Source organism: Actinosynnema sp. NPDC037264 (genome assembly GCF_055603705.1).
Window position 1 is genome coordinate 127,805 of record NZ_JBVJVK010000018.1, and the last position, 23,238, is coordinate 151,042.

Annotated in this window: 18 protein-coding genes; 15 read left to right on the forward strand and 3 right to left on the reverse strand. The window is 71.0% G+C overall.

Features of this window, described 5'->3' with window-relative positions:
• Window positions 1–97 precede the first annotated feature (97 nt).
• On the reverse strand, window positions 98–2,203 hold the full coding sequence (locus ACZ7GX_RS21530) for an RtcB family protein (protein WP_498778904.1): 2,106 nt from the start codon (window positions 2,201–2,203) through the stop codon (window positions 98–100).
• A gap of 118 nt (window positions 2,204–2,321) precedes the next feature.
• On the opposite strand from ACZ7GX_RS21530, the gene ligA reads away from it, so the two are divergent.
• The 8 genes from ligA (at window position 2,322) to ACZ7GX_RS21570 (ending at window position 12,849) form a co-directional block, all read left to right on the forward strand.
• Window positions 2,322–4,313, forward strand: a complete 1,992-nt coding sequence (gene ligA, locus ACZ7GX_RS21535) for an NAD-dependent DNA ligase LigA (protein WP_498778905.1) — start codon at window positions 2,322–2,324, stop codon at window positions 4,311–4,313.
• A 269-nt stretch (window positions 4,314–4,582) separates the two neighbouring features.
• The gene (locus ACZ7GX_RS21540) at window positions 4,583–5,377 is read left to right on the forward strand and encodes a TIGR03084 family metal-binding protein (protein ID WP_498778908.1); all 795 of its coding nucleotides are present in this window, start codon (window positions 4,583–4,585) and stop codon (window positions 5,375–5,377) included.
• A gap of 721 nt (window positions 5,378–6,098) precedes the next feature.
• The gene (locus ACZ7GX_RS21545; RefSeq protein ID WP_498778911.1) at window positions 6,099–6,440 is read left to right on the forward strand and encodes a hypothetical protein; all 342 of its coding nucleotides are present in this window, start codon (window positions 6,099–6,101) and stop codon (window positions 6,438–6,440) included.
• A 4-nt stretch (window positions 6,441–6,444) separates the two neighbouring features.
• On the forward strand, window positions 6,445–7,434 hold the full coding sequence (locus ACZ7GX_RS21550; RefSeq protein ID WP_498778913.1) for a DUF1702 family protein: 990 nt from the start codon (window positions 6,445–6,447) through the stop codon (window positions 7,432–7,434).
• A 109-nt stretch (window positions 7,435–7,543) separates the two neighbouring features.
• A complete protein-coding gene (locus tag ACZ7GX_RS21555) occupies window positions 7,544–8,530 on the forward strand; it encodes a DUF1702 family protein (protein WP_498778915.1) in 987 nt (328 codons plus the stop codon).
• The gene (locus ACZ7GX_RS21560) at window positions 8,527–10,467 is read left to right on the forward strand and encodes a CRTAC1 family protein (protein ID WP_498778918.1); all 1,941 of its coding nucleotides are present in this window, start codon (window positions 8,527–8,529) and stop codon (window positions 10,465–10,467) included. The genes ACZ7GX_RS21555 and ACZ7GX_RS21560 overlap by 4 nt, the downstream gene beginning before the upstream one ends.
• 4 nt (window positions 10,468–10,471) lie before the next feature.
• The gene (locus tag ACZ7GX_RS21565) at window positions 10,472–11,488 is read left to right on the forward strand and encodes an enediyne biosynthesis protein (protein ID WP_498778920.1); all 1,017 of its coding nucleotides are present in this window, start codon (window positions 10,472–10,474) and stop codon (window positions 11,486–11,488) included.
• The gene (locus tag ACZ7GX_RS21570; RefSeq protein WP_498778921.1) at window positions 11,485–12,849 is read left to right on the forward strand and encodes a cytochrome P450; all 1,365 of its coding nucleotides are present in this window, start codon (window positions 11,485–11,487) and stop codon (window positions 12,847–12,849) included. The genes ACZ7GX_RS21565 and ACZ7GX_RS21570 overlap by 4 nt, the downstream gene beginning before the upstream one ends.
• Window positions 12,850–12,953: 104 nt before the next feature.
• Here the strand turns inward: ACZ7GX_RS21570 and ACZ7GX_RS21575 are convergent, their stop codons facing one another.
• Window positions 12,954–13,682 carry a helix-turn-helix transcriptional regulator gene (locus ACZ7GX_RS21575; RefSeq protein WP_498778923.1) on the reverse strand — a complete coding sequence of 243 codons (729 nt, stop codon included), beginning with the start codon at window positions 13,680–13,682 and terminating at the stop codon, window positions 12,954–12,956.
• Between the two features lie 690 nt (window positions 13,683–14,372).
• Between ACZ7GX_RS21575 and ACZ7GX_RS21580 the strand changes: the two genes are divergently transcribed.
• The 6 genes from ACZ7GX_RS21580 to ACZ7GX_RS21605 all read left to right on the forward strand — a co-directional run bounded on the left by ACZ7GX_RS21580 (window position 14,373) and on the right by ACZ7GX_RS21605 (window position 21,955).
• A complete protein-coding gene (locus ACZ7GX_RS21580) occupies window positions 14,373–14,903 on the forward strand; it encodes a DUF5987 family protein (protein WP_498778940.1) in 531 nt (176 codons plus the stop codon).
• 53 nt (window positions 14,904–14,956) lie between these two features.
• The gene (locus ACZ7GX_RS21585) at window positions 14,957–16,618 is read left to right on the forward strand and encodes an FAD-dependent oxidoreductase (protein WP_498778925.1); all 1,662 of its coding nucleotides are present in this window, start codon (window positions 14,957–14,959) and stop codon (window positions 16,616–16,618) included.
• A gap of 615 nt (window positions 16,619–17,233) precedes the next feature.
• A complete protein-coding gene (locus tag ACZ7GX_RS21590; RefSeq protein ID WP_498778926.1) occupies window positions 17,234–17,362 on the forward strand; it encodes a hypothetical protein in 129 nt (42 codons plus the stop codon).
• 10 nt (window positions 17,363–17,372) lie between these two features.
• On the forward strand, window positions 17,373–18,350 hold the full coding sequence (locus tag ACZ7GX_RS21595; RefSeq protein ID WP_498778928.1) for a carboxymuconolactone decarboxylase family protein: 978 nt from the start codon (window positions 17,373–17,375) through the stop codon (window positions 18,348–18,350).
• A gap of 1 nt (window position 18,351) precedes the next feature.
• Window positions 18,352–19,944 carry a DHA2 family efflux MFS transporter permease subunit gene (locus ACZ7GX_RS21600; protein WP_498778929.1) on the forward strand — a complete coding sequence of 531 codons (1,593 nt, stop codon included), beginning with the start codon at window positions 18,352–18,354 and terminating at the stop codon, window positions 19,942–19,944.
• Window positions 19,945–20,371: 427 nt separating this feature from the next.
• The gene (locus ACZ7GX_RS21605) at window positions 20,372–21,955 is read left to right on the forward strand and encodes a GMC family oxidoreductase (protein ID WP_498778930.1); all 1,584 of its coding nucleotides are present in this window, start codon (window positions 20,372–20,374) and stop codon (window positions 21,953–21,955) included.
• Between the two features lie 86 nt (window positions 21,956–22,041).
• On the opposite strand, the gene ACZ7GX_RS21610 is transcribed toward ACZ7GX_RS21605, so the two are convergent.
• Entirely contained in the window at window positions 22,042–22,707 is a 666-nt protein-coding gene (locus tag ACZ7GX_RS21610; RefSeq protein WP_498778931.1) for a winged helix-turn-helix transcriptional regulator, read from the reverse strand.
• 121 nt (window positions 22,708–22,828) lie between these two features.
• On the opposite strand from ACZ7GX_RS21610, the gene ACZ7GX_RS21615 reads away from it, so the two are divergent.
• Complete coding sequence (locus ACZ7GX_RS21615; protein WP_498778933.1) at window positions 22,829–23,044, forward strand: hypothetical protein; 216 nt, start codon at window positions 22,829–22,831, stop codon at window positions 23,042–23,044.
• Window positions 23,045–23,238: the final 194 nt, after the last annotated feature.

Consider the following 23,238-nt stretch of genomic DNA (forward strand, 5'->3'; position numbering starts at 1 on the left):
GGCTAAAACGGTGTAGAGTTGGGGCACAAGGGAGAAAAGATCAACCACGACCTGGGGAGGGGGGGGGGGGGGGCGGCCCCCCCCCCTCCCCCGCCGGTCAATCGCCCTTCACGTTGACGATCTGCCGCAGCGTGTGCCGCACTTCGACCAGGTCCTGCGCGTCGCGCATCACGACGTCGATGTCCTTGTACGCCGCCGGGATCTCGTCGATGAACGCGTCGGTGTCGCGGTACTCGATGCCGACCATCGCCTTGCGCAGGTCGTCGCGGCCGAACGCCCGGCGCGCGGCCGAGCGGGAGTACTCGCGGCCGGCGCCGTGGGGCGAGGAGTTCAGCGCGACCGGGTTGCCCTTGCCGACCACGACGTAGGACGTGGTGGCCATCGAGCCCGGGATGAGGCCCGCCCGACCCTTCTCGGCGTTGATGGCGCCCTTGCGGGACAGCCACACCTTCTTGCCGAAGTGGGTCTCCTGCTCGGTGTAATTATGGTGGCAGTTTCCGGTGAGGATGTTGTCGGCCAAGGCGAACGAGTGCGTATCGTCGACGACCGCGCAGTACACATCGGTCACTTCTACGGTCGGTCGCACGGAGATGACATTCCAGCCGCGGCGCTCGGCCGCGTGCCGTCCCGCCACGAACCGGGCCCGATGCTCCGCGATCAGGAAGAAGTCCGGATCGAGGTCACCGCGCATCAGGCCGACGAGGTGCAGCGCGGTCGGCTCCGTGCCGTAGCCGGTACGCAGCCGCGACCGGATGCCGAACGTGCCGATTCCGACTGCCTGACAGGCCAGGCGCACGTACTCCAAGTGCTCTCGGGACGCGGAGGCGAGGGTCGGGCGGCCGGTCTTTCCGACATCGCCGTCCGCCGCGAAGTAACCGGCGAGCCACCCGTACAGCACGTCCGGGGGTGCGTCGAGCGAAGGCTGCTCCGTCTTCCACTCGACCGGCAGCCCGTTGATCCGCTTCATTGCACCGTAGGTGCGCGGCGGGCGTCCGAGCCCGTCGAACAGCGGGAGCAGCGCGACGTCCTTCACGCCGCAGAAGTTCGCGCAGGCCCGGTTCCCCGCCCTGTGCCCGTCGCCGTAGACGAAACCACGGGCCGCCGCCTCACGGTCCACCGCGAGTCCGTCCGGCCGACGCGGGAACGTGAACTGGAGTCGTTCTCCGGGCTTCAGTTCCGCAGTCGTCGCCTCGTACTCGTGTCCACGGCGCGATCGCAGGAGCCAGCGGTGGTCAGCGGTCGCCCGAATCGTCTTGGTCACTCCCGAGCGGCTGAGCAGCACCTCGTAAACCTGATGCCGTCCGAACCACCGGACAGGGGCCTTGACCCATTCACCGTCGGCGGTGAGCAATTCGTGCACACCACCCGTCAAAGCCTCGATCGGACGTGTACCCGTCCTGGTGATGACCTGCGTCTCGCCGGCGAAGCAGTTCACGACTTCCTGCCGCTGCACCTCACTGCCCGTCCACTCGGCCACGCGGTCGACCACCCGGTCCATCATCTCCTCGCGGTTGGACCACGCGAAGTCCTGGGCCCAGCGCATCTCCCGGATGTAGTGCCAGAACTCGTCCTCGCCCTCGACCAGGTACGCCAGGTCCGGGTCGGGCAGGTCGATCCACCGGCGCTCGCACTGCTGGTGCGCGACCCGGATGTGCTTCTGGGCGATCTTGTTGCCCACGCCGCGCGACCCGGAGTGCAGGAACAGCCACACCCGCCCGGTCTCGTCCAGCGTGACCTCGATGAAGTGGTTGCCGCTGCCGAGGGTGCCGAGCTGCAGCTCCCAGTTGCCCGCGTAGGAACCGGGGTCGAAGCCGGCCGCCTCCGCACGGCCCGCGAGCACGTCGACGCGCTCACGCGCCGTGTCCGTCAGCCGGGTGTTGTACTTCCCGGCCGACAGCGGCACGGCGTCCTCGATCGCCTCGCGCAGCGGCGCGAGCGGGCGCGCGCGGAAGTCGTCCTCGGTGAACTGGGTGCGCACGGCGATCATGCCGCAGCCGATGTCGACGCCGACGGCGGCCGGGATGATCGCGCCCAGGGTCGGGATGACGCTGCCGACGGTGGCGCCCTTCCCGAGGTGCGCGTCGGGCATGAGCGCCAGGTGCGGGAAGATGAACGGCATCCGCGCGGCCTTCTCGGCCTGCTCGCGCGTGCCCGGGTCCAGGATGGACGCCCAGTTCACCAGTCGCTTGCTGATCTGCTCCACGGTTCTCCTCTGCTCGACGCAGAAGTTAGGCCTGATCGAGCGGTTCCGCGACCGAATTCACGCTGGTCCGGGGTCGTCGACGCCCTGGTTGTCGGTGGTCGCCGGTAACTTGTGAGCCGTGAACGCTCGGGAACGCATCCAGGAACTCGCCGACCAGGTCGTCGTGCTGCGCGACGCCTACTACCGTGGTTCGCCGCTGGTTGCGGACGCGGAGTACGACGCGATCGAGGACGAGTTGCGCGGCCTCGTCGAGGCGAACCCGGAGCTGGCGCCCGACCCGAACCCGCTGGAGCAGGTGGGCGCGCCCGCCGTGCTGCACGCGCCGGTCCGGCACTCCCGGCCGATGCTGTCGCTGGAGAAGGCGACCAAGCCCGAGCAGGTCGCGGCGTTCTTCGACCGCTTCCCGGGCCAGCCGGTGGTGGTCATGCCGAAGCTGGACGGGCTGTCGCTGGCGGTGGTCTACGAGAACGGGCGGCTGGCCCGGGCGATCACCCGCGGTGACGGCACGACGGGCGACGACGTGACGCCGCTGGTGCGCGCCCTGGTCGATGGCGTGCCGGAGCGGGTCGAGGCGCCCGGCCGGGTCGAGGTGCGCGGCGAGGCGGTGATGCTGCGGTCCACGTTCGCCGCCTACAACACCGCGCACCCGGACAAGCCGCTGATCAACCCGCGCAACGCCGCCGCGGGCACCCTGCGGGCGAAGGACGCGGCCACGGTCGCCGAGCGCCGGTTGCAGTTCTTCGCCTTCGACCTGGACACCTCCGAGGGCGGCGCCGCGGCCGACCTGGAGCACGGGCTGCGCGCGCTCGGGTTCGACGTCGCCGACATGCGGCACTGCGACGACGCGGAGGCGGCGCAGGCGGTGATCTCCGAGATCGAGACGCGGCGCAACGACCTGGACTACGACCTGGACGGCGCGGTGCTGCGGCTGGCGAACCGGGACGCCTTCGCCGCCGCGGGCACTCGGTCGAGCTCGCCGCGCGGGGCGTTGGCGTTCAAGTTCGCCGCCGAGGAGAAGACCACGGTGCTGCTCGACGTGGTCTGGGACGTCGGCAAGACCGGCAAGATCGCCCCGGTGGCCCACCTGGAGCCGGTGTTCGTGGGCGGCACGACGGTCACCCGCGCGACGCTGGCCAACCAGGAGGTCATCCGGGCGCGCGGCATCAGGATCGGCGACACCGTGCTGATCCGCAGAGCGGGCGACGTGATCCCGTTCGTCGCGGGCGTGCTGGACGAGTCCAAGCGCACGGGCGCGGAGCGGGAGATCGTGCCGCCGTCGCAGTGCCCGTCGTGCGGGCAGCCGTTGACCGAGCAGGGCAACAGCCGCGAGTTGTTCTGCACCAACGTCGCCTGCCCCGCGCAGACGGTGCGCAGGTTGATCCACTGGGCGTCGCGGGCGGCAGCGGACATCGAGGCCGTGGGCCCGGTGTGGATCGAGCGGCTCGCCGAGGCCGGGCTGCTGGAGAACCCGTCGGACCTCTACACGCTGACCAAGGAGCAGTTGCTGGAGTTCGACCGCATCGGCGAGACCTCCGCGACCCGCATGATCGACTCGATCGCCGCCAGCCGGGCCGTGGGCCTGCGCCGGGCGTTGATCGGGCTCGCCATCCCGATGGCCTCGGAAGGCACCGCCACCCGCCTGTGCCGGGCCGGGTTCGGCTCGCTGGAGGAGGTCGCCGACGCGGGCGAGGAACGACTGGTGGCCGTCGAGGACATCGGGCCGAAGGTGGCCGCGTCGCTGACCGAGCACCTCGCCCGGCTGCGGCCCGAGCTGGCGCGGCTGCGGGAGCACGGCGTGTCCTTGGACGTCCGCGAGGAGGACCTGCCGCCCGTCGTGGCGTCCGACGCGCCGTTGGCGGGCAAGACGGTGGTGATCACCGGGGCGATCAGCGACCCGCGCTCCGGCGAGAAGGTGCCCCGCCCCACCTTCCAGAGGCTCTGCGAGAAGGCAGGCGCCACCACCGCGACCTCGGTCTCGGCCAGCACCGACTACCTGATCACCGGGGCGGACGTCGGCGCGAGCAAGACCGCAAAGGCGGAGAAGCTCGGCGTCGAGGTCGTCGACCAAGGTGTGATCTGGCAGCAGCTCATCGCCGCCGGCGTCGCCTGAGCCGGGCGGGGAGGCCGGTCCGCACCTGCCGGTCTTCGCCGCGTTCGTCGACCTCCGTGAGGTTCTCCGCGTCACGTTCCGCGCACCCACCGAGCCGTGATGCGCCCTGAGCCGGGTCGCTGCCCCGTCACGCACAGGCACCTCGGTCGTCCTCGAACCGACCACCGCGCGCGGACGGGCAGGAGGGCTTAGAGCACGACGTGAGAAGACTTCCGCTGTCCGCTGCGGCATCGTCAGAGCTCAGCCAACTCGAGCGAAGGACATGCGCAATGGACGTGATCACGGCGCTCCGGGCCACGGGCGACGACTTCGACCGGATGATCGCCGACCTCGACGACTCCGCGTGGTCGCTGCCGACGCCCTCACCCGGTTGGACGGTCAAGCACCAGGTGGCGCACCTGACCGCGATTTTCGCCATGGCGGGCCTCGCGGCGTCCGACGGCGCGCGGTTCCAGGCGATGATGGCGGGGCTGTCCCCCGACTTCAACGCCAACGTGGACGCTGCGATGGCGCCGCACCTCGCGCTCGACACCCCCGAACTCGTGGCGCGCTGGACCCAGACCAAGGCGCGGGCGATCGACGCGCTGGCCGCCGTGCCGGCCGACACCACGGTGCCGTGGCTGGTGAACCCGCTGCCGCCGTCGGTGCTGGCCAGCGCGGGCATGATGGAGCTGTTCGGGCACGGCCAGGACGTCGCCGACGCCCTCGGCGTGCACCGGGAGTGGGACGACCGCCTCGGCTTCCTGGTCGGTTTCGCGGTGCGCACCAAGGACTTCGGTTACCTGGCGCGCGGCGAGGAGCCGCCGACGGACGAGTTCCGGTTCGAGATCACCGCACCGTCCGGCACGCTGTGGTCCTACGGCCCGGAGGACGCCGCCCAGCGCGTGACGGGCTCGGCGGAGGACTTCTGCCTGCTGGTGACCCGGCGTCGGCACCACTCCGACCTGGACCTGCGCGCGGAGGGCGAGCTCGCCGAGCAGTGGCTGGACATCGCCCAGGCGTACCGCGGTCCGGCCGGTGACGGCAGGAAGCCCGGCCAGTTCACGCTGTCCAACGTGGACTGACGCACCCGCGGCCCGGAGCTCCCCAGGGCTCCGGGCCGCCACGCGCGTGGGACGACGCCGGCCACGTCGAACGGCGATCACGTCCCGGATGCCGCCTCGTCGGGCTTCCCGAGCGGCGGTTCTCGACGTCCGGTCACCGGCGCCCCGCCTGACGCGCGTGAGCGCGCCGGTGACCCGAACCGGCCCACCGGCTCCCTGCCCGCGATGCCCGACCGGTGAAGTCGCGGCCCGAGCCCGAAGTGCCGCCCAGTGACCTCCGGCGACGCGCCAAGGGCAGCCGCGCCAACTCCGCGACCGGGTGGTCCCGGCCCCATGGCCGCCACCGGTGGCGAGCGGTCACCGCCTTCGCACCAGGCCCCGCGGACGATTGCGATCGGTTCCCGCTCCGATCGCCTCCGCGACGCCGGCCACGACTCGGAAGAAGCACCGAGCAGTTTCCGACAATGGAACCCGGTGCGCCCGAGAATGCGTGATCCGGCCCCGACGCGGACGACGCCGCGCCCCCGATTCCACCGTCCGACCGGCACGTCCCACAACGGTGTCGTTCCCGTTGTCGGCACTCCGCGCAACGGTCGTGACGGGTGAACCACTCGCTTCGCCCACGAAGTCCGCATGTTCGGAGAAGGTTTCACCGACGCCCGGACCGATCCTGGGAACGCCCGGCACGCGGCGCGGAAGTACGACCACGCAACTCACCGATATCCTCGGCAAGGAGCCACGGATGGTCCGCATCGGCACCGACGAAGCACCCCGAAAGGGGGTCGACCCCGCTGCCGGGGCCGATCAGGTGGCCACCGCGACTCTCCTCGACGGTCATTTTCCACGTCGCCGCGTCATAATCGGTCCACTGCGCGGCTCGACGCCCGCGGGCGCCCGGCCGGGCCACTTCGCGGACCCGCCGATCGACGACGGCGTGGCCGACGACATCGCGCCCGACGTCGTGCCGGACCCATTCCGGAAGGTCTCGCACGCGGGCACCCACCACAGCTCGACCTCGCGGGCCACCGCGATCGCCGTCCGGACCGAGGGCACGAGGAAATCCCAAGACGCACTGGGGGTCTAGCACCATGTCGACAACGCTGGGATCGCTGCGCAGGCTCGTGATGGCGCCTTCGTTGCAGGAGGTGACGCTCGGCGCGCGCGGTTTCCCCGGCGCGTCCTCGGAGTACGCGCCGAAGCTGGACGCCATCCCGCAGTCGGTGGTCTGCGGTTTCGAGTGGGGCATCGACTCGCGCGACCAGGACGAGATCGTGCGCCGACTCGGGTTCGTCGAGCCCGAATTGCGCGGTTTCGCCTATGAGGGCGCGGTGATGGCGTTCACCATCCGCGACGTGATGGGCCGCGGCACGCGGGCGCGCGACCTGCTCAACGGACCCGGCGCGGAGCACCTGTTCGTCGCCTACATCGGCATCGGGTTCGCCATGAACCACCTGCCGCGCGGGCTGTGGCGCAAGGTCGTGCCGGACCTGGCCGGGTCGCCCTACCACCCGACGATGACCTGGCTCGCGGTCGACGGTTACGGCTTCGACCTGGCCTACTTCCACAGCCGCAAGTGGATCGACGAGCAGCGCGTGCCCCCGTCCTACCCGTGGCAGGGCCGGCCCGACTACTTCCCGCGCGCCATCGACCAGGGCATCGGCCGGGCGCTGTGGTTCATCCACGGCGCCCAGACCGAGGAGGTGGCACGGGCGGTCGGCCGGTTCGATCCCGCCCGGCACGCCGACCTGTGGAGCGGTGTCGGCCTGGCGGCGACGTTCGCGGGCGGCGGCACGCCCGACGAGCTGGCCGCGCTGCCCGCCGCCGCGGGCGAGCACCGCCCGGAACTGGCACTCGGCTCGGTCTTCGCGGTGAAAGCCCGCGTTCACGCCGGATTCGTCCCCGCGCACAGCGCCATCGCCGTCGAAACGTTCGCGGAGATCACTCCCGAGGCCGCGTCGGAACTCGCCGACGCCACCGCGGTCGCACCGGACACCGAGGGCACGGTACCGCCGTACGAGGTGTGGCGCAGCAGGATTCGTGCGCATTTCGGCGCAATGCGGACGCACCCCGCCGCATGATCGAAGGTTTACCGGCGTGGATCCGCAAGCCTGAAGTAGCCGCGCCGAGTGCCCCGCTGCAACTATTTTCCCGTTCCTGTCCGGTTGATCGTCGCCCGACGTTGGGGGGATGAATGTGAGTGCCCTGCGCGCCTTGCGGCGCCGATTACTGACTCCGAAGATATCCGACACGCTGATGGAGACCCGCGGCTTCAGGGTCAAGAACGAGGCCGGCAAGGAATTGCTGGAGACCGTCGGCCGGATGTTCATCGAGGGATACGCCGCCGCGGTCGAAGCCCGCCACCCGCGGGATGCCGAGGAAGCTCTCGAAAGGCTGCCGACGAGGTTCAAGGGTTTCGCCTACGAAGGCGCCGGAATGGGCCTCGCGATCCTCGACGGAATGCCCTTCGGCCACTCCCGCCACGTCGACCAGTTCCTGGAGGGACGCGGCGGCGACCACATCTACATGATCTACGTCGGGATCGGCTGGGCGATGGCCCGGCTGCCGCGGTTCCGGTGGCCGGCCGACTCGACGACGGACCCGCTGCTGCGCTGGCTCGTCCTCGACGGCTACGGCTTCCACCAGGCCTACTTCCACACCGACAAGTACGTGCACGGCCAGTACGTCGACCGCGACTTCCCGTGGCCCGGCTCGGGACCGCGGGCCTACACGAACCGCGCGCTGGACCAGGGCATCGGTCGCGCGATGTGGTTCGTCGGCGGCACCGACCCGGAGTACGTCGCGGACCTCATCGACGGGTTCGCCGAGCACCGCCGTGAGGACCTCTACTCCGGCGCGGGCCTGGCCGCCACCTACGCGGGCGGCGTCACCGAGGACGAGCTGCTGATGTTCCGCGAACGTTCCGGGCAGCACTCCGGGATGGTCGCGCAGGCCAGCGCGTTCGCCGCCGAGGCACGCGCGAAGGCGGGAAACATGGTTCCCCACACCGGTTTGGCCACCCGGGTGTTCTGCGGCATGGAGCCTGAGAAAGCCGCGCGGATCACGCAGGACGTGCGTCCCGCACCGCCGATCGTCGACGGCGCCGAGCCCGCGTTCGAGACGTGGCGGCGACGCATCGCCGCACAGTTCGTCCACCAGGAAGGAGTCGGCTCGTGAGCGGAACCATCGGCTGGCTGCGCAAGCAACTCCCCGGAATCATCGCGCTGGTACTGGTAGCCGCCACCTTCTCGGTGGCGAGCCACCCCGAGTCGTCGGCCGCCGAGAAGCAGGAGCTGGCGTCGGGCTTCGGGTTCGCGCCGGAGAACATCGCCCTGCCCGGCGGCTACACCCAGCAGACGATCCGCAAGGTCAACAAGGACTACAAGCACATCGACGCGTGGATCTCGTCGGTCGGCTCCGCCATCGCCATGAACGACCTCGACGGCGACGGCCTGTCCAACGACATCTGCTTCGTCGACGTGCGCATCGACCAAGTGATCATCACCCCCGCGCCGGAGGCCGGGAAGACGCCGCGGTACGCGCCGTTCGCCCTGAGCTCCGGCAGCCTGCCGGTGAACGACGTGATGGCGCCGATGGGCTGCGTCCCCGGTGACTTCAACGAAGACGGCGCGATGGACCTGCTGGTCTACCTGTGGGGCCGCACGCCGATCCTGCACCTCGCCAAGTCCGGCGAGGACGAGCTGACCGCCGACTCGTTCCAGGCCACCGAGTTGGTGCCCGGCGCGTCGAGCGGGCGCTACGCCGGGCCGGAGTGGAACTCCAACTCCGCCACCGTGGCCGACTTCGACGGCGACGGGCACGACGACATCTTCATCGGCAACTACTTCCCGCACGGTCCCGTGCTCGACCCGAGCAAGGACACCGGCGTGGAGATGAACGCCTCGATGTCGGCGGCGCTCAACGGCGGTGAGGACTACGTCTTCGAGTGGACCGGTGGCACGGCGGGCGCCAACCCGACCGCCAGCTTCAAGCAGCACGACGACGCGATCCCCGTGGACGCGTCCAAGGGCTGGGCCCTGGCATCGGCCTCCAACGACGTCGACGGCGACCTGCTGCCCGAGCTGTACGTCGCGCACGACTTCGGCCGCGACCGCCTGCTGCACAACCGGTCCACCCCCGGCAACTTCAAGTTCGTGGCGGTCGAGGGCAGGATCACGCCGTTCGAGCCGAAGTCCAAGAACGTCGGCGTGGACTCGTTCAAGGGCATGGGCGTCGACTTCGGCGACCTCAACGGGGACGCCCTCTACGACATGTACGTCAGCAACATCACCACCTCGTTCGGCATCGAGGAGAGCCACTTCGCGTTCATGAGCACCGGCGCCGACATGAAGTCGTCCCTGAGCGGGGGCGAGGCGCCGTGGGAGGACGAGAGCGGTCCGCTGCTGCTGGCCTGGTCCGGCTGGGGCTGGGACGTGAAGCTGTCCGACTTCGACAACAGCGGTGAGCTGGAAGTCGCCCAGGCGACCGGGTTCGTGAAGGGCGAGGTCAACCGATGGCCCCAGCTGCAGGAGCTGGCGACGGCGAACGACGCGCTGCTGGCCAACCCGATGTGGTGGCCGTACGTCACCGCCGGCGACGACGTGGGTGGCAGCCAGCGGTTCCACCTCTTCGTCAAGAACGCCGAGGGCCGCTACGACAACCTCTCGCCGACGCTCGGCCTGGACATCCCCGTGCCCACCCGCGGCATCGCGACCGGTGACGTGGACGGCGACGGCCGGCTCGACATGGCGATCTCCCGGCAGTGGGAGGACCCGGTCTTCTACCACAACACCGGCAAGTCCTCGAACGAGTTCCTCGGCCTGCGGCTGACCCACGAGCAGGACGGCGACGACACCGTCGGCTCCCCCGTGATCGGCGCGCAGGTGACGATCAAGACCGCCGACGGGCGCACCCAGATCAACCGCGTCGACGGCGGAAGCGGCCACTCCGGCAAGCGCAGCCACGAAGTCCACTTCGGACTCGGCGAGCAGTCCGGACCGGTCGACGTGCACATCGAGTGGCGCGACCGCGACGGTTCGATCCACGAACAAGACCTGACACTGTCCGCGGGCTGGCACGACCTGCAGCTCGGCGACCAGGCCAAGGAGAAGTGACGGCATGGCTGAGACGCAACCGAGCCCGCCTCGGCACGATCCCAAGGTGGTCACCGCCCTCCGGCGGTTCGCCATCTCGATCACCATCTTCAACATCGTCGGCTACACGATCCTCGGGTTCGAGCAGCCGTGGCTGTGGCCGTTCATCGCGCTGGCCACCGGCTACGTCGTGGAGATCTTCCTCGAGATCGTGGGCGCCCGGCAGGAGGGCCGCGCGCCGCGGTTCGCCGGCAACGGGTTCCGAGGGCTGATGGAGTTCCTCTACCCGGCGCACATCACGAGCCTCGCGATGAACATGCTCATCTACGTCAACGACAACGTGTGGGCGCTGATCTTCGGCGTCACCGTCGCCGTCGGCGCGAAGTGGGTGCTGCGGGTCCCGGTGCGGGGCCGGATGCGGCACTACATGAACCCGTCGAACTTCGGCATCGCGGTGATCCTGCTGGTGTTCCCGTGGGCGTCCATCGCGCCGCCCTACCACTTCACCGAGCACGTCGGGACCTTCGTCGACTGGTTGATCCCGGCGCTGATCCTCCTCGGCGGCACCATGCTCAACGGCATGCTGACCGGCCGGTTGTGGCTGATCATGGCGTGGATCATCGGGTTCGTGCTCCAGGCGGTGGTCCGCGGGTTCCTGCTGGACGTCTCGATCCCCGCCGGCCTGGGCATGATGTCGGGTGTCGCGTTCGTGCTGTTCACCAACTACATGGTGACCGACCCGGGCACCAGCCCGTCGCGGCCGCTGTCGCAGGTGGCCTTCGGTGGCGGCGTGGCGGCGGTGTACGGCGTGCTGATGGGCATGTCGATCCCCTACGGCATCTTCTTCGCCACGGCGATCGTGTGCCTCATCCGCGGCGGCTTCCTGTGGGCCCTGCACATCGTGGACAAGGCGCGTGCCGAGGCCGCGGCACAGCAGAAGGCGATGGCGGCCGCCGAGCAGCCGCCCGTCGAGCAGGCCGCCGGCGACCCCGCCCTCAACGGGAACGGTGCGCAGAAGAAGACGGAGGTCGTGCCGACATGACCGCGACCGCGGCCGGCGTCCGGCGGAACCCTCCGGGACCTCCGCGCAGCGCGACGCTGGGCCTGCTCAAGAAGTTGGTCGGTGACCGGTTGGCGCTGATGACGTCGGCCGCGGACCGGTACGGCGACGCCGTCCGGATGGCCATCGGACCCAAGACGCTGTACTTCTTCAACCACCCCGAGCACGCCAAGCACGTCTTAGCCGACAACGCGGCGAACTACCACAAGGGCATCGGCCTCGTGCACGCCCGCCGCGCGCTCGGCGACGGGCTGCTCACCAGCGAGGGCGAGCTGTGGCGCAAGCAGCGCAAGGCGACCCAGCCCGCGTTCCAGCACAAGCGGATCGCGCAGCAGGCGGGCGCGGTGGCCGAGTCGGCGGGCAGGCTCGTCGACCGGCTCCGCGCCGGGGTCAACGGCACGCCGCTGAACCTGATGGACGAGATGACCGGTCTGACGCTGGACGTCCTCGGGCGGACGCTCCTGTCGGAGGACCTCTCGGAGTTCGAGCAGGTCGGACACGCCTTCGAGGCCGTGCAGGACCAGGCGATGTTCGAGATGGTGTCGATGAGCGCGGTGCCCATGTGGGTGCCGCTCCCCCACCAGTTGCGGTTCCGCAAGGCGCGCAAGGAGCTGCGCCGGGTCGTCGACGAGTTGGCGGCCCGGCGGGTGGCCAACGGCCACGCCGACGGCGACGACGTGCTCTCGCGCGTCATGGCGTCGACCGCGGAGGAGCCCGACCCCGCGTTCGGCAGGCAGCGGCTGCACGACGAGCTGGTGACGGTGATGCTGGCCGGGCACGAGACGACGGCCAGCACGCTGGGGTGGACCTTCCACCTGTTGGACCGGCACCCGGAGATCAAGGAGCGGGTCCGCGCCGAGGCGCAGTCCGTGCTCGGCGACCGGATGCCCACGTACGAGGACCTGCACGGCCTCCGCTACACGACGATGGTCGTGGAAGAGGTCATGCGGCTCTACCCGCCGGTGTGGATCCTGCCGCGCGCGGCGCAGGCCGACGACGAGGTGGGCGGCTACTTCGTGCCGAAGGGCGCGGACGTGCTGATCTGCCCGTACACCCTGCACCGGCACCCGGCGTTCTGGGACGAGCCCGACCGGTTCGACCCGGAGCGGTTCAACCCGGAGACCACGCACAACCGTCCTCGCTACGCCTACATCCCCTTCGGCGCCGGACCCCGGTTCTGCGTCGGCAACCACCTGGGGATGATGGAGGCGACGTTCACCATCGCCATGATCGCCCGTGAGCTGGACCTGCGCACGGTGCCCGATTACGACGTGGTGCCCGAACCGATGCTCTCGCTGAGGATTCGGGGCGGTCTGCCGATGACCGTGCACGCCGTCGCGTAATAGCACCGCACATAATCAGGGCCGCCCCTCGGGGCGGCCCTGATTATGTGTCTTCGTCCTTGGTGTCCGGTTATCTGTGATCGCAGCGGGTCCGCCCTGGTGGTTCAGGAGGCGGCACCCGCCCCCAGTGCGACCGTGCGCACGTCCAGCAGCGCCAGCAGGACCGGTGGGTCCAGGACGCAGCTGGGGCGCAGGGCGAGGTCGGCGTGCCGGACCGGCACACCGGGTCGGATGGTGATCGGGCCCGACGAGGCGACCGCGAGCGCCAGGTCGTCGGCGAACGGCCCGTCGGCCAGCATCGACTCGCGGCCCAGCGCCACGGAGTGCGCGAGCAGGTGCCACGTCCCCGGCGGGACCGAGGTGAGCACGTAGGGACCCGGGCGGCTGAGCACGGAGCACCTGATCGGCGCACCCTGCGGGATGCCGTCCGGGAAGAGGCCGATGAAGATCAGCCCCGGCGTGCCGCAGGACGGGGCGAAGACCTCGCCCTGCACGGTGGCCGTGCGCGTGTTCCCCGAACGCCGTGCCATCGGGATGTGCGGCGCGAAGCCGCCCAACTGGCGGTAGGTGGTCGGCGAGACGCCGACGCTGGCGCGGAAGCGGGAGCTGAACGTGCCGACGCTCGTGTAGCCGACCCGGTGGCTGATGTCGGTCACGGTCAGTGACGTGGACACCAGCAGGCGCTTGGCTTCCTGTAATCGGACGGCGGCCAGGAACCGACCGGGTGACACTCCGGTGACCCTCTGGAAGGCCCGCGAGAAGTGGAACTTGCTGTAATTCGCGGTGCGCGCCATGTCGTCGAGGGAGAATTGGTCGCCAATATTCTCGCGCATGAAGTCGATTACCCGGCCCACTGCTCGCTCGAGTACTTCGCCCACTACGACCCCCATATCGTAGAGTTTGCCGACAGAGGTGGAACACCAACTCCGACCACGGCCGGCCCACCGGCGAGGGGGGATAGGGCCGCAGTCCTTCGGGTTCCGATGGCGCGCAGCCTTCGGAGAACCCCCAGAATTCCCCAGTAGTCACCCTGATTCTTGCAAACTACATGGCCCCCACAGCCTGCGCAAGGTTCGCCAACGAGGTCCACAAGATCATCGGCGGGACGCCGGGATGATCTTGTCAAGGCACGTTTCAAGGCACTACGGGGTCCCGGATGCATAAGCACCCCTGGCGAGCCACGAGTGATCATCCGATCATGAGGCGCGTCGACAAATGCGCCCGGCCGCCCCGGTAGCCCGGTCAGCCGTCCCGCCACACCTGCGGACAGCCGCACGTCGAGTGAATCCATCGGCCCAGCAGCCGCCGGCAAGTGCCCTAGCGACATTATCAAGGCAACCACGGAGAAGCATCTTTTAGTGCTCCGGTCGGACCATGGTGAGAACGCGGGGGCGAGAGCTCCCGCGCATTTCAGGAGTCGGCCGCACGATGTCTTCGGGTGTCCGGTCGACCCATTCTTCGCCGACCCGGAGGAAGGATCACCCGTGCAATTGGACACCGCACCGGATCGCGCCGTACGGACCATGACCCTGGAGGCGTTCGCGGACACCATCGTGCCGGGGGCGAAGCGCTCGCCGGACGACCGCGCAATCGCGGGGGCCAGCGAGGGTGGCGGCGCGGTGGTCGCCGGCGCCGTCGAACTCCTGGAGACACCGGCCGCCGGCGTCGCCGAAGGGCTGGACAGCCTCACCCAGATGCTCAACGGGCACGCCCGCGACTACGCGGCGGAGCACGGCCTGGAGCTGGACGAGGACGTGCCGCCGTTCGTGGCGCTGGCGTTCGAGCACCGGACCGCGCTGGTCGCCCGGCTCGTCGCGCCCGGCCACCCGGAGAAGGACGGCTGGGTGGCGTTGACGCTGTTCAGCAACATGGCCTTCGACACCGGCGCGCACATGCACACGCTCGACGCCATCGCCGCCGGGCACCCCGGGCTGAAGGCGATGAAGTTCTCCATGCCGGACGCCGACGGCCTCTGGCGGTTCCCCGCCTTCACGTACGGCAGGGCGCTCGCACGCAAGCACCCGGGCACCACGCCGTCCGGTGACCCCGCCTGACCCGTGTCCGCACCGTTCTGCCGCGCCCGTCAGGCCCGGCGATTGGAGTTACCATGACGAGCACTGAGAGCACCGACGTCCTCATCGTCGGCAGCGGGTTCGGCGGCGCCATCGCCGCCTACCACCTCGCCGCGGGCGGTGCCAAGGTCACCGTGCTGGAACGAGGCCCGTGGCTCGAGGGCAAGGACTTCGAGCACGACTACCTGATGGGCTCCTCGTACACGCGGATCTTCGACTTCGTCGTCGGCAACGGCATGAGCCTGCTCGGCGGCAACTGCGTCGGCGGGGGCAGCGTCGTGTACTTCGCCGCGATGCCCCGCGCGCCGCGGTTCGTCTTCGAGCGCAAGGGCAGCATCGGTCGGCGCATGTGGCCCGGCGCCATCAACCGCGACACCCTCGACCCCTGGTACGACAAGGTCAGCGAGGCGCTGCCGGTCACCAAGCAGGACTGGGACCAGGCGAGCTACTCGGGCGGCCTGTTCGCCGCGGCCTGCAACCACGCCGGCCGCACGGCCAACCCCGTGCCCGTGGCCATCGACACCAAGCTGTGCACCAACTGCAACTGGATGATGGCCGGCTGCAAGTTCGACGCCAAGCGGTCCCTGCTGCTCAACTACCTGCCGGCGGCGATCGCGCACGGCGCGGAGATCCGGCCGATGCACGAGGTGCAGAAGCTGACCCGCACCGCGGACGGCGGCTACCGCGTCAGCTACAACGTCATCCACGACGTGGACTACCGGGTGAGCATCGGCCAGGGCGAGATCGAGGCCAAGATCGTGATCCTGGCGGCGGGCGCGGGCGCCACGCCGGTGATCCTGCAGCGGTCGGAGGACACGCTCGGCAAGATGCCGCACGCCGTCGGCCGGTACTTCTCCGGCAACGGCGAGCGGTTGAACACGGCGATCATCGACGAGGACAAGGCCCGCGACCTGCTCGGCCTGTCGCGCGAGGACGACCTGTCCTACGCGGCGAACCAGATCGGCAAGGGTCCGACCGTCGCGAGCTGGGACAACCTGGACCCCTCGCTGCCGGAGTTCTCGCGGTTCTGCCTGGAGCAGCTGTACTTCCCGCCCGGCTTCGGCACCATCCTGGCGCAGACCCCGGACGCGCTGCCCGGCGCGCCCACGTGGTTCGGCGCGGAGAAGAAGAAGATCGTCGAGAAGTGGCAGTCCTGGCTGACGATCTTCTCGATGACCGAGGACGACAACGAGGGCGTGTTCGGGACGCCCCCGCCCACCGGCAACTCGGTCCGCATCTCCCAGCAGATGCTGGGTCGGGGGCCGATCACCTACAACCCGACCGAGAACACCCTGTTCGGCTGGCGGCAGGCGGACGCGGCGGTCAAGTCGATCATGGAGAAGGACGGCCTGTCGAAGGTCATGCCGTGGACCAACGACGTGGTGGGCGCGTACACCGTGCACCCGCTGGCGTCGTGCCGCATCGGCGACGACCCGGAGACCTCCGCGCTGGACGACCGGCACGAGCTGCGCGGGCACCCGGGCATCTTCGTGACCGACGGCGCGGCCGTGCCGGGCGCCCTGACGGTGAACCCGGCGCTGACCATCGCCGCGCTGGCGGAGCGCGCGATGCCGGGCATCGTGCGGGCGCTGCAGGAGCGCGGGGTGGACGTGAAGTACGGCGCCCCGTCGCCGGACGGCGAGACCAGCGGTCGGCGCGGTGTGAAGAACCTGTTGCCGGACCTGGTGCACGACTGAGTCGCCGGTGGGACCCGGTCGCGAGGGCGTCCCTCGCGGCCGGGTACCGCTGTACCCGAAGCGGATCGCGCCGCCGCTCGCGATCTTCACGCGTCACGGCCGGGTGGCGGTGATCGCGCGCTCCGGCGTGCCCTGGTGAGGGCGCGCGCACCTCGTTCCGCGCGACCCGCCATCGTCGCAAGGACTGCCCGACCCGGTCATCTTCGTCCGTGCGCGCCCGCCGCCGGGCCGGCAGACGTCCGAGCAGTCCGGAAGAAGGTTTCCGGGGCCAACGGCGAGAGCATCTACGCGTGACCACTCCGCGCGCGGACACCGCGCAGCGCCGGGCGCACGGCCCGACCTCGGCGTCGGCCACCGTCGCGCTCGACGTGGCGGTGGCCGGTCGGCGCGGCGCCGGGCGACCGGCGCGCCCTCGTCGGACCGGCCCGGTGCGAGTCGTCGTTCCCGCTCACCCGGCACCTCCGGGAAGTGCCCGAACGCGGACCGCCACGATCGCGGTCCGCACGCTGGTCGCGGCCCGGCGGTTCGCGGTGGTCGGGCCGCTGACGCGGGACCCCGTGATCAGCGCGTCCGCCCCCGACCTGCCTCTCGGTGCCGGCGACGAGCGGTGCGGGCGTGTCGACGGCGGTCGCGCACCGGTCGAACGCCGGCGGCGCGGTGTTCGTGGCGTTCGGCGGCCCCGGCTCCGCCACCGTGCTCGGGGCGCCAGGTGCGGCGCCGACCGTGAAACCTCACACCAGCTAGGGAGATTCCGATGGGCAGGATCGTCCGCACCGCGCTGCGCCGTTCCCTGAACCAGATCCGTCACGTCGAGCCGGTGAAGCCGAGCGCGGCGACCGGCCTGGTGGCGGCCGTGTACTCCGACGTCGAGGCCGACTTCGGCATGCTCGCGCCGCCCGTCGCGCTGCACTCCCCCGCGCCGGTCGCCCTGGCTGCCACCTGGTCGCTGCTGCGCGAGACGCTGGTCGCGTCGGGGCACGCGTCGCGCGCGGTGAAGGAGGCGGTCGCGGCGGCCGTGTCGCGCTCGAACACCTGCCCCTATTGCGTCTCCATCCACACCGCGACCCTCCAAGAGCTCACCCCCACCTCGTTCGAGGACGTCGAGGCGTGGGCGAGCGGGTCCGGTGCGGCACGGCCGTTCCCGGCGGAGCAGCTGCCCGAGCTGCTCGGCGTGGTGGTGGCGTTCCACTACCTCAACCGCCTGGTGAACGTCTTCCTGGGCGACTCGCCGCTGCCGGCCAACGCGCCCGCGCCCGCCCGCCGGTTCCTGGGCAAGTTCATGGGCACGAGCGCGCGCAAGGACTACCCGCCGGGCCGCTCGCTGCGGCTGCTGGCGGAGGCGCCGCGGCCGGACGACCTCGCCTGGTCGGCCGGGAACCCGGTCATCGCCGACGCGCTCGGCCGGATCGCGGCGGCGTTCGACGCCGGCGGGGAGCGGGCGTTGTCGCAGCCGGCACGGGAGCTGGTGCTCGACCGGATCGCCGCGTGGGACGGCACGCCACCGGGCTTGAGCCGCGCCTGGGTCACCGACGCGGTGGCCGGCCTGCCCGCCGAGGACCGGCCGGGCGCGACCCTGGCGCTGCTCGTGGCGATCGCGTCCTACCAGGTCGACGACGACACCGTGGCCGCGTTCGGCGGTGACGACCGGCGGCTGGTCGAGCTGGTGTCCTGGTCCGCGTTCACGGCTGCCCGGCGGATGGCGGGCCTGCTGCACCGCGCGACGGAGGTGTGAGGTGCAGCGGCCGTGGCGGGCGCTGGTGGTCCTGTGCCTGGCGAACTTCCTGATCCTGCTCGACACCACCATCGTCAACACCGCCGCGCCGGACATCATGTCGGGCATCGACGCGGGCATCGACGAGGTGCTGTGGGTGCTCAACGGCTACCTGCTCGCGTTCGCGTCGCTGCTGATCGTCTTCGGCCGGGTCGGCGACCTGGTCGGGCCGCGGGCGGTGTTCGTCGCCGGCCTCACCGTCTTCACGGTCGCGTCGGTCCTCTGCGGGGTGGCCACGTCACCGGGCCTGCTCATCGGCGCGCGGGTGTTGCAGGGCATCGGCGCGGCGGCACTGACACCGCAGGCGTTGACGTTGATCTCCGGCATCTTCCCGGCCGAGCGGCGGGGCGCGGCGTTCGGGATCTTCACCGCGGTGGCCGGTGTCGCGGCGGTGAGCGGGCCGACCGTGGGCGGGCTCGTCGTCACGGCGTTCGGCTGGCAGGCGGTGTTCCTGCTCAACGTCCCGTTCGGCGTGCTCGGCGTGGTGCTGGCGCTGAAGTTCGTGCCGGACCTGCGCGCCGGGCGGCCGCACCGGTTCGACGTGGTCGGCGTCGTCCTCGCCACCGTCGCGCTCCTGGCGCTGGTTTACGCGCTGGTCGAGGGGCAGCGGCACGACTGGGGCGTGATCACCGGTGTGGTCAGCATCCCGGCGGTGCTCGTCCTGAGCGTGGTGACGGCGGTGGCGTTCGTGCTGTGGGAACGGCGGCAGCGCGAGGCCCTGGTGCCGCTGGACCTCTTCCGCGACCGCAACTACTCCATCGCCACCGGCATCACGCTCATCACGTCGTTCGCGGTGTACGGGTTGATGCTGGTGTTCGTCATCGAGACGCAGACCCTGCTCGGCATGAGCCCCCTGATGTCCGGCGTGACGGCGCTCCCGTGGACGCTCCTGCTCAGCGCCGTGGCGCCGGTCGGCGGGCGGCTCGCCGACCGGATCGGGGGCAGGCTGCCCCTGACCGTCGGCATGGTGCTCTACGCGGCCGGCGTGCTCGGGGTGGCGTTCGTGCCCGACGCGACGTCGACGCCCGCCACGTTCGTCGTGCCGATGGTGTTCATCGGCGTCGGCATGGGACTCGCCCTGGCCCCCGCCACGACCGAGGCCATGCGCGGCATCCCACCCGAACGCGCGGGCATCGCCTCCGGTGTGCTCAACACCGCCCGGCAGACCGGGGCCGCGCTCGGTGCGGCGGTCGTCGGCGCGGTGCTGCAGAACCGGCTCGTGGCGGCGCTGCGGGAGGAGACCGCGGTGCTGTCCACCCGGCTGCCCGAGAACGTCCGGCCGCGGTTCCTCGACGCGTTCGAGGAGGCCGCCGCGCACGGGCTGCGGCTCGGCGCCGGTCAGCAGGGCGGCGTGGAAACCCCGGCCGACCTCCCCCCGGACCAGGCGGAGCTGTTCGGCTCCCTGGCGCGGGAGGCGTTCGGCACCGCCTTCGTCTCCGCCAGCCGACCGGCGCTGGCCGTCGCGGCGGGCGCCATCCTGTTCGGCGGGGTGTTGGCCCTCGGGCTCAAGACCCGTGCCGCCGTGCGTGCTCCCGTCACGCCGGTTCGGCAATGAATTCCCGGTGGCCCGGAATCCCATTCCCGAGCCGGCCGATCAACCGACTTCAGGACCGGACCCAAAAGGTGACCGAACGCAGTTCAATCGGCACGTCCGCCTGATTCTCCCCCAATGGGAATTCCGCTCTCGCAACCCGGAAGGTGATCGAGGAAGAACCCACCAGCCGCCCCCGACCAGGTCAAGCCGCTCCGGCACGGCGGTCAGGTCCGATCCCAGAGGTCCCGCTCGGTTTCTCCGAGCGGGACCTCTTGTCGTGCACGGGGTGACGGTGCGCAACCGGGAGGCGCTACCGGCAGCGCCGCGAACCGCCCCTTTACGACAGGTAAGCACTTTGGAACAAGCGGCCGTGTGGGGCATTTTTTACGATACTCCCCCTGGGTTTCGTCACTCATTGCGACAGTTCCCCCGGGAAGAGGAGACGCGGATGTACGACTACGTGATCGTCGGCGCCGGTTCAGCGGGATGTGTGCTCGCGGCGCGCCTGTCCGAGGACCCGGACGTCAAGGTGTGCCTGGTGGAGGCGGGACCGGCGGACACCTCGCCGACCGTGCACGTGCCCGCCGCGTTCGGCAAGCTCTTCCGCACCCGGCTGGACTGGGACCTGGACACGCACGGCGAGCCGAACCTCAACGGTCGCCGGATCTACCTCCCGCGCGGCCGGGTGCTCGGCGGCTCCAGCTCCATCAACGCCATGATCTACATCCGCGGCCACCGCCTCGACTTCGACGGCTGGGGCCAGCCGGGCTGGTCCTACGACGAGCTGCTGCCGTACTTCATCCGCTCCGAGGACAACGAGCGCGGCGCCTCGGAGTTCCACGGCGTCGGCGGGCCGATGACCGTCTCGGACGGCCGGTCACGCAACGTGATGTCCGCGGCGTTCGTCGACGCCGCGGTCCAGGCCGGCTACCCGACCAACGACGACTTCAACGGCGCCGAGCAGGACGGGTTCGGGCTGTACCAGGTGAACCAGCGGGACGGCAAGCGGTGCAGCGCCGCGGTGGCGTTCCTGCACCCGGCGATGGCGCGGCCGAACCTGACCGTGGAGACCAACGTCGAGGTGCACCGGGTGAGCTTCGACGGCGACCGGGCGACCGGCGTCGTCGGCTCGCGGCTGGACGAGGAGCTGGAGATCCGGGCCGAGCGCGAGGTGATCGTCTCGGCGGGCGCCTACCACTCGCCGCAGCTGCTCCAGCTGTCGGGCATCGGTCCGGCGGAGTTGCTGCGGGCGCTGGAGGTCCCGGTCGTGCTGGACCAGCCGGAGGTCGGGCGGAACCTCCAGGACCACCCGCACGTGATGCTGGTCTTCGCCCACTCCCAGCCGGTGAGCCTGCTCATCGCGAGCGATCCGAAGTACGGGCGGGAGTTCGTGGAGCACGGCACCGGTCCGCTGACGTCCAACATCGGCGAGGCGGGCGGCTTCTTCCGGTCCGAGGACGGGTTGCCCGCGCCGGACATGCAGTTCATCGCCGGTCCGGTGATGTTCGCCGACGGCGGCCTGGGCACGCCGACCGATCACGCCATCTCCTTCGGCGCGTGCCTGCTGACCCCGCGCAGCCGGGGCAGCGTGACCATCGCGTCCGACGACCCGACCGCCAAGCCGCAGATCCGGCACAACTACTACGACGACGACGCCGACCTGCGCGCGATGGTCGAGGGCGTGCGGCGGGGTCTGGAGCTCTCCCGGCAGCGGTCGCTGTCGCCCTACACCGAGCGGCAGGTGGGCGGGCCCGCGTCCGAATCCGACGCCGACCTGCGCGAGCACGTCAGACGGGCGACGCAGACGGAGTTCCACCCGGTCGGCACGTGCGCGATGGGCACCGTGGTCGACGCCGAGCTGCGCGTGCGGGGCGTCGAAGGGCTGCGCGTGGTGGACGCCTCCGTGATGCCGACGGTGATCCGCGGCAACACCAACGCGCCCACGATCGCCATCGCCGAGAAGGCCGCCGACCTGATCCTCGGCCGGCAGCCGCCCACCCCGGCCACCGTCGTGACCGCGTCGACCGCTTGAGACCCGACGGCGCTTCCCCCCTTCGCGGGCGCGGGAAGCGCCGTCCCGACGCTGCGGGCCCGAACGCCCGGCGGGTGCCGCGCGGGTCAGGCGACCACGGCGGGCTCGGGCAGGGGGAACAGGCCGAGGAAGCGTTCCACGCGTTCCCGGCTGCCGGTGAGCTCGACGTCGCCGGCCTCGATCGCCTCGGACAGGCCGCGCCCGCTCCAGATCAACGCGTTGAGCGTCGCCGGGTCGGTCTCGATCACCGCCTGCGGGTGGTCCAGCTCGCCGCGCGTGATCCAGATCCGGTCCACGGACAGCTGCACGCGGAACGAGTCCTCGCCCAGCCGCAGCACCAGGTCGGCGGTGAAGCCGTCCGCGCGGCCGGGGTCGAACAACGTCTTCAGGGCGAGCATCAGCGAGTCCACGCTGATCGCGGCGTCGTGCCGCAGCGACGGCGACCGACCGCCCCAGCGCCCCAGCGAAGTGATGACGGGCTCCAGCTCGCGGCCCCACGCCGTCAGCTCGTAGACCCAGGCGGCGGCGGGCGGCGGCAGCTTGCGGCGGCGCACCACGCCGAACTCCTCCAGCTCGCGCAGCCGGTGCGACAGCACGTTGGGGCTCGCGCCCGGCATGCCGGTCCGCAGGTCGGTGAAGCGCTTCGGGCCGAACAGCAACTCGCGCACGATCAGCAGCGCCCAGCGCTCCCCCACCAGGTCGAGGGCGTGAGCCGTCGCGCACCCGTCATCGTACTTGCGCTTGGTCGCCATGACGGCATCCTACCAGCGGAAGTCCTCCGGACGGGGTCCGTGGTTGTCTTTTAGGACTAGGCACTAGTAGTGTTCAACCGAGCGGGTTGTTTCCAGGACTGACAGCCCCCTGGGGGAGCGGATGTCCACTCGACGGAACGACCAGCCACCACCGACACCGGACTCGTCCGAACCACCGGATCCGCGCCGCCGGTCGGCGCCGGCCACGACGTTCCCCGTCGCGACGGTGTTCGCGACGCCGGGTCTGCTCACCGCGTCCCCGCTCCCCGGGAAACCCCCTCGCCCACCGGGAGCGGACGCGGGCACGGAGGTGGCGTTCCCGTCCGAGAAGGACTGACGTCCGCCACCCGGAGTGGGGGGGGGGGGGGGGGGGGGGGGGGGGGGGGGGGGGGGGGGGGGGGGGGGGGGGGGGGGGGGGGGGGGGGGGGGGGGGGGAGGAGGGGGGGGGGGGGGGGGGGGGGGGGGGGGGGGGGGGGGGGGGGGGGGGGGGGGGGGGGGGGGGGGGGGGGGGGGGGGGGGGGGGGGGGGGGG

Coding starts and splice junctions, on each gene's coding strand:
- ACZ7GX_RS21540 (WP_498778908.1), top strand. CDS start 4,583: ATGGACGTGATCACGGCGCTCCGGGCCACGGGCGACGACTTCGACCGG.
- ACZ7GX_RS21545 (WP_498778911.1), top strand. CDS start 6,099: ATGGTCCGCATCGGCACCGACGAAGCACCCCGAAAGGGGGTCGACCCC.
- ACZ7GX_RS21550 (WP_498778913.1), top strand. CDS start 6,445: ATGTCGACAACGCTGGGATCGCTGCGCAGGCTCGTGATGGCGCCTTCG.
- ACZ7GX_RS21555 (WP_498778915.1), top strand. CDS start 7,544: ATGAATGTGAGTGCCCTGCGCGCCTTGCGGCGCCGATTACTGACTCCG.
- ACZ7GX_RS21565 (WP_498778920.1), top strand. CDS start 10,472: ATGGCTGAGACGCAACCGAGCCCGCCTCGGCACGATCCCAAGGTGGTC.
- ACZ7GX_RS21570 (WP_498778921.1), top strand. CDS start 11,485: ATGACCGCGACCGCGGCCGGCGTCCGGCGGAACCCTCCGGGACCTCCG.
- ACZ7GX_RS21575 (WP_498778923.1), bottom strand. CDS start 13,682: ATGCGCGAGAATATTGGCGACCAATTCTCCCTCGACGACATGGCGCGC.
- ACZ7GX_RS21580 (WP_498778940.1), top strand. CDS start 14,373: ATGACCCTGGAGGCGTTCGCGGACACCATCGTGCCGGGGGCGAAGCGC.
- ACZ7GX_RS21585 (WP_498778925.1), top strand. CDS start 14,957: ATGACGAGCACTGAGAGCACCGACGTCCTCATCGTCGGCAGCGGGTTC.
- ACZ7GX_RS21595 (WP_498778928.1), top strand. CDS start 17,373: ATGGGCAGGATCGTCCGCACCGCGCTGCGCCGTTCCCTGAACCAGATC.
- ACZ7GX_RS21605 (WP_498778930.1), top strand. CDS start 20,372: ATGTACGACTACGTGATCGTCGGCGCCGGTTCAGCGGGATGTGTGCTC.
- ACZ7GX_RS21610 (WP_498778931.1), bottom strand. CDS start 22,707: ATGGCGACCAAGCGCAAGTACGATGACGGGTGCGCGACGGCTCACGCC.
- ACZ7GX_RS21615 (WP_498778933.1), top strand. CDS start 22,829: ATGTCCACTCGACGGAACGACCAGCCACCACCGACACCGGACTCGTCC.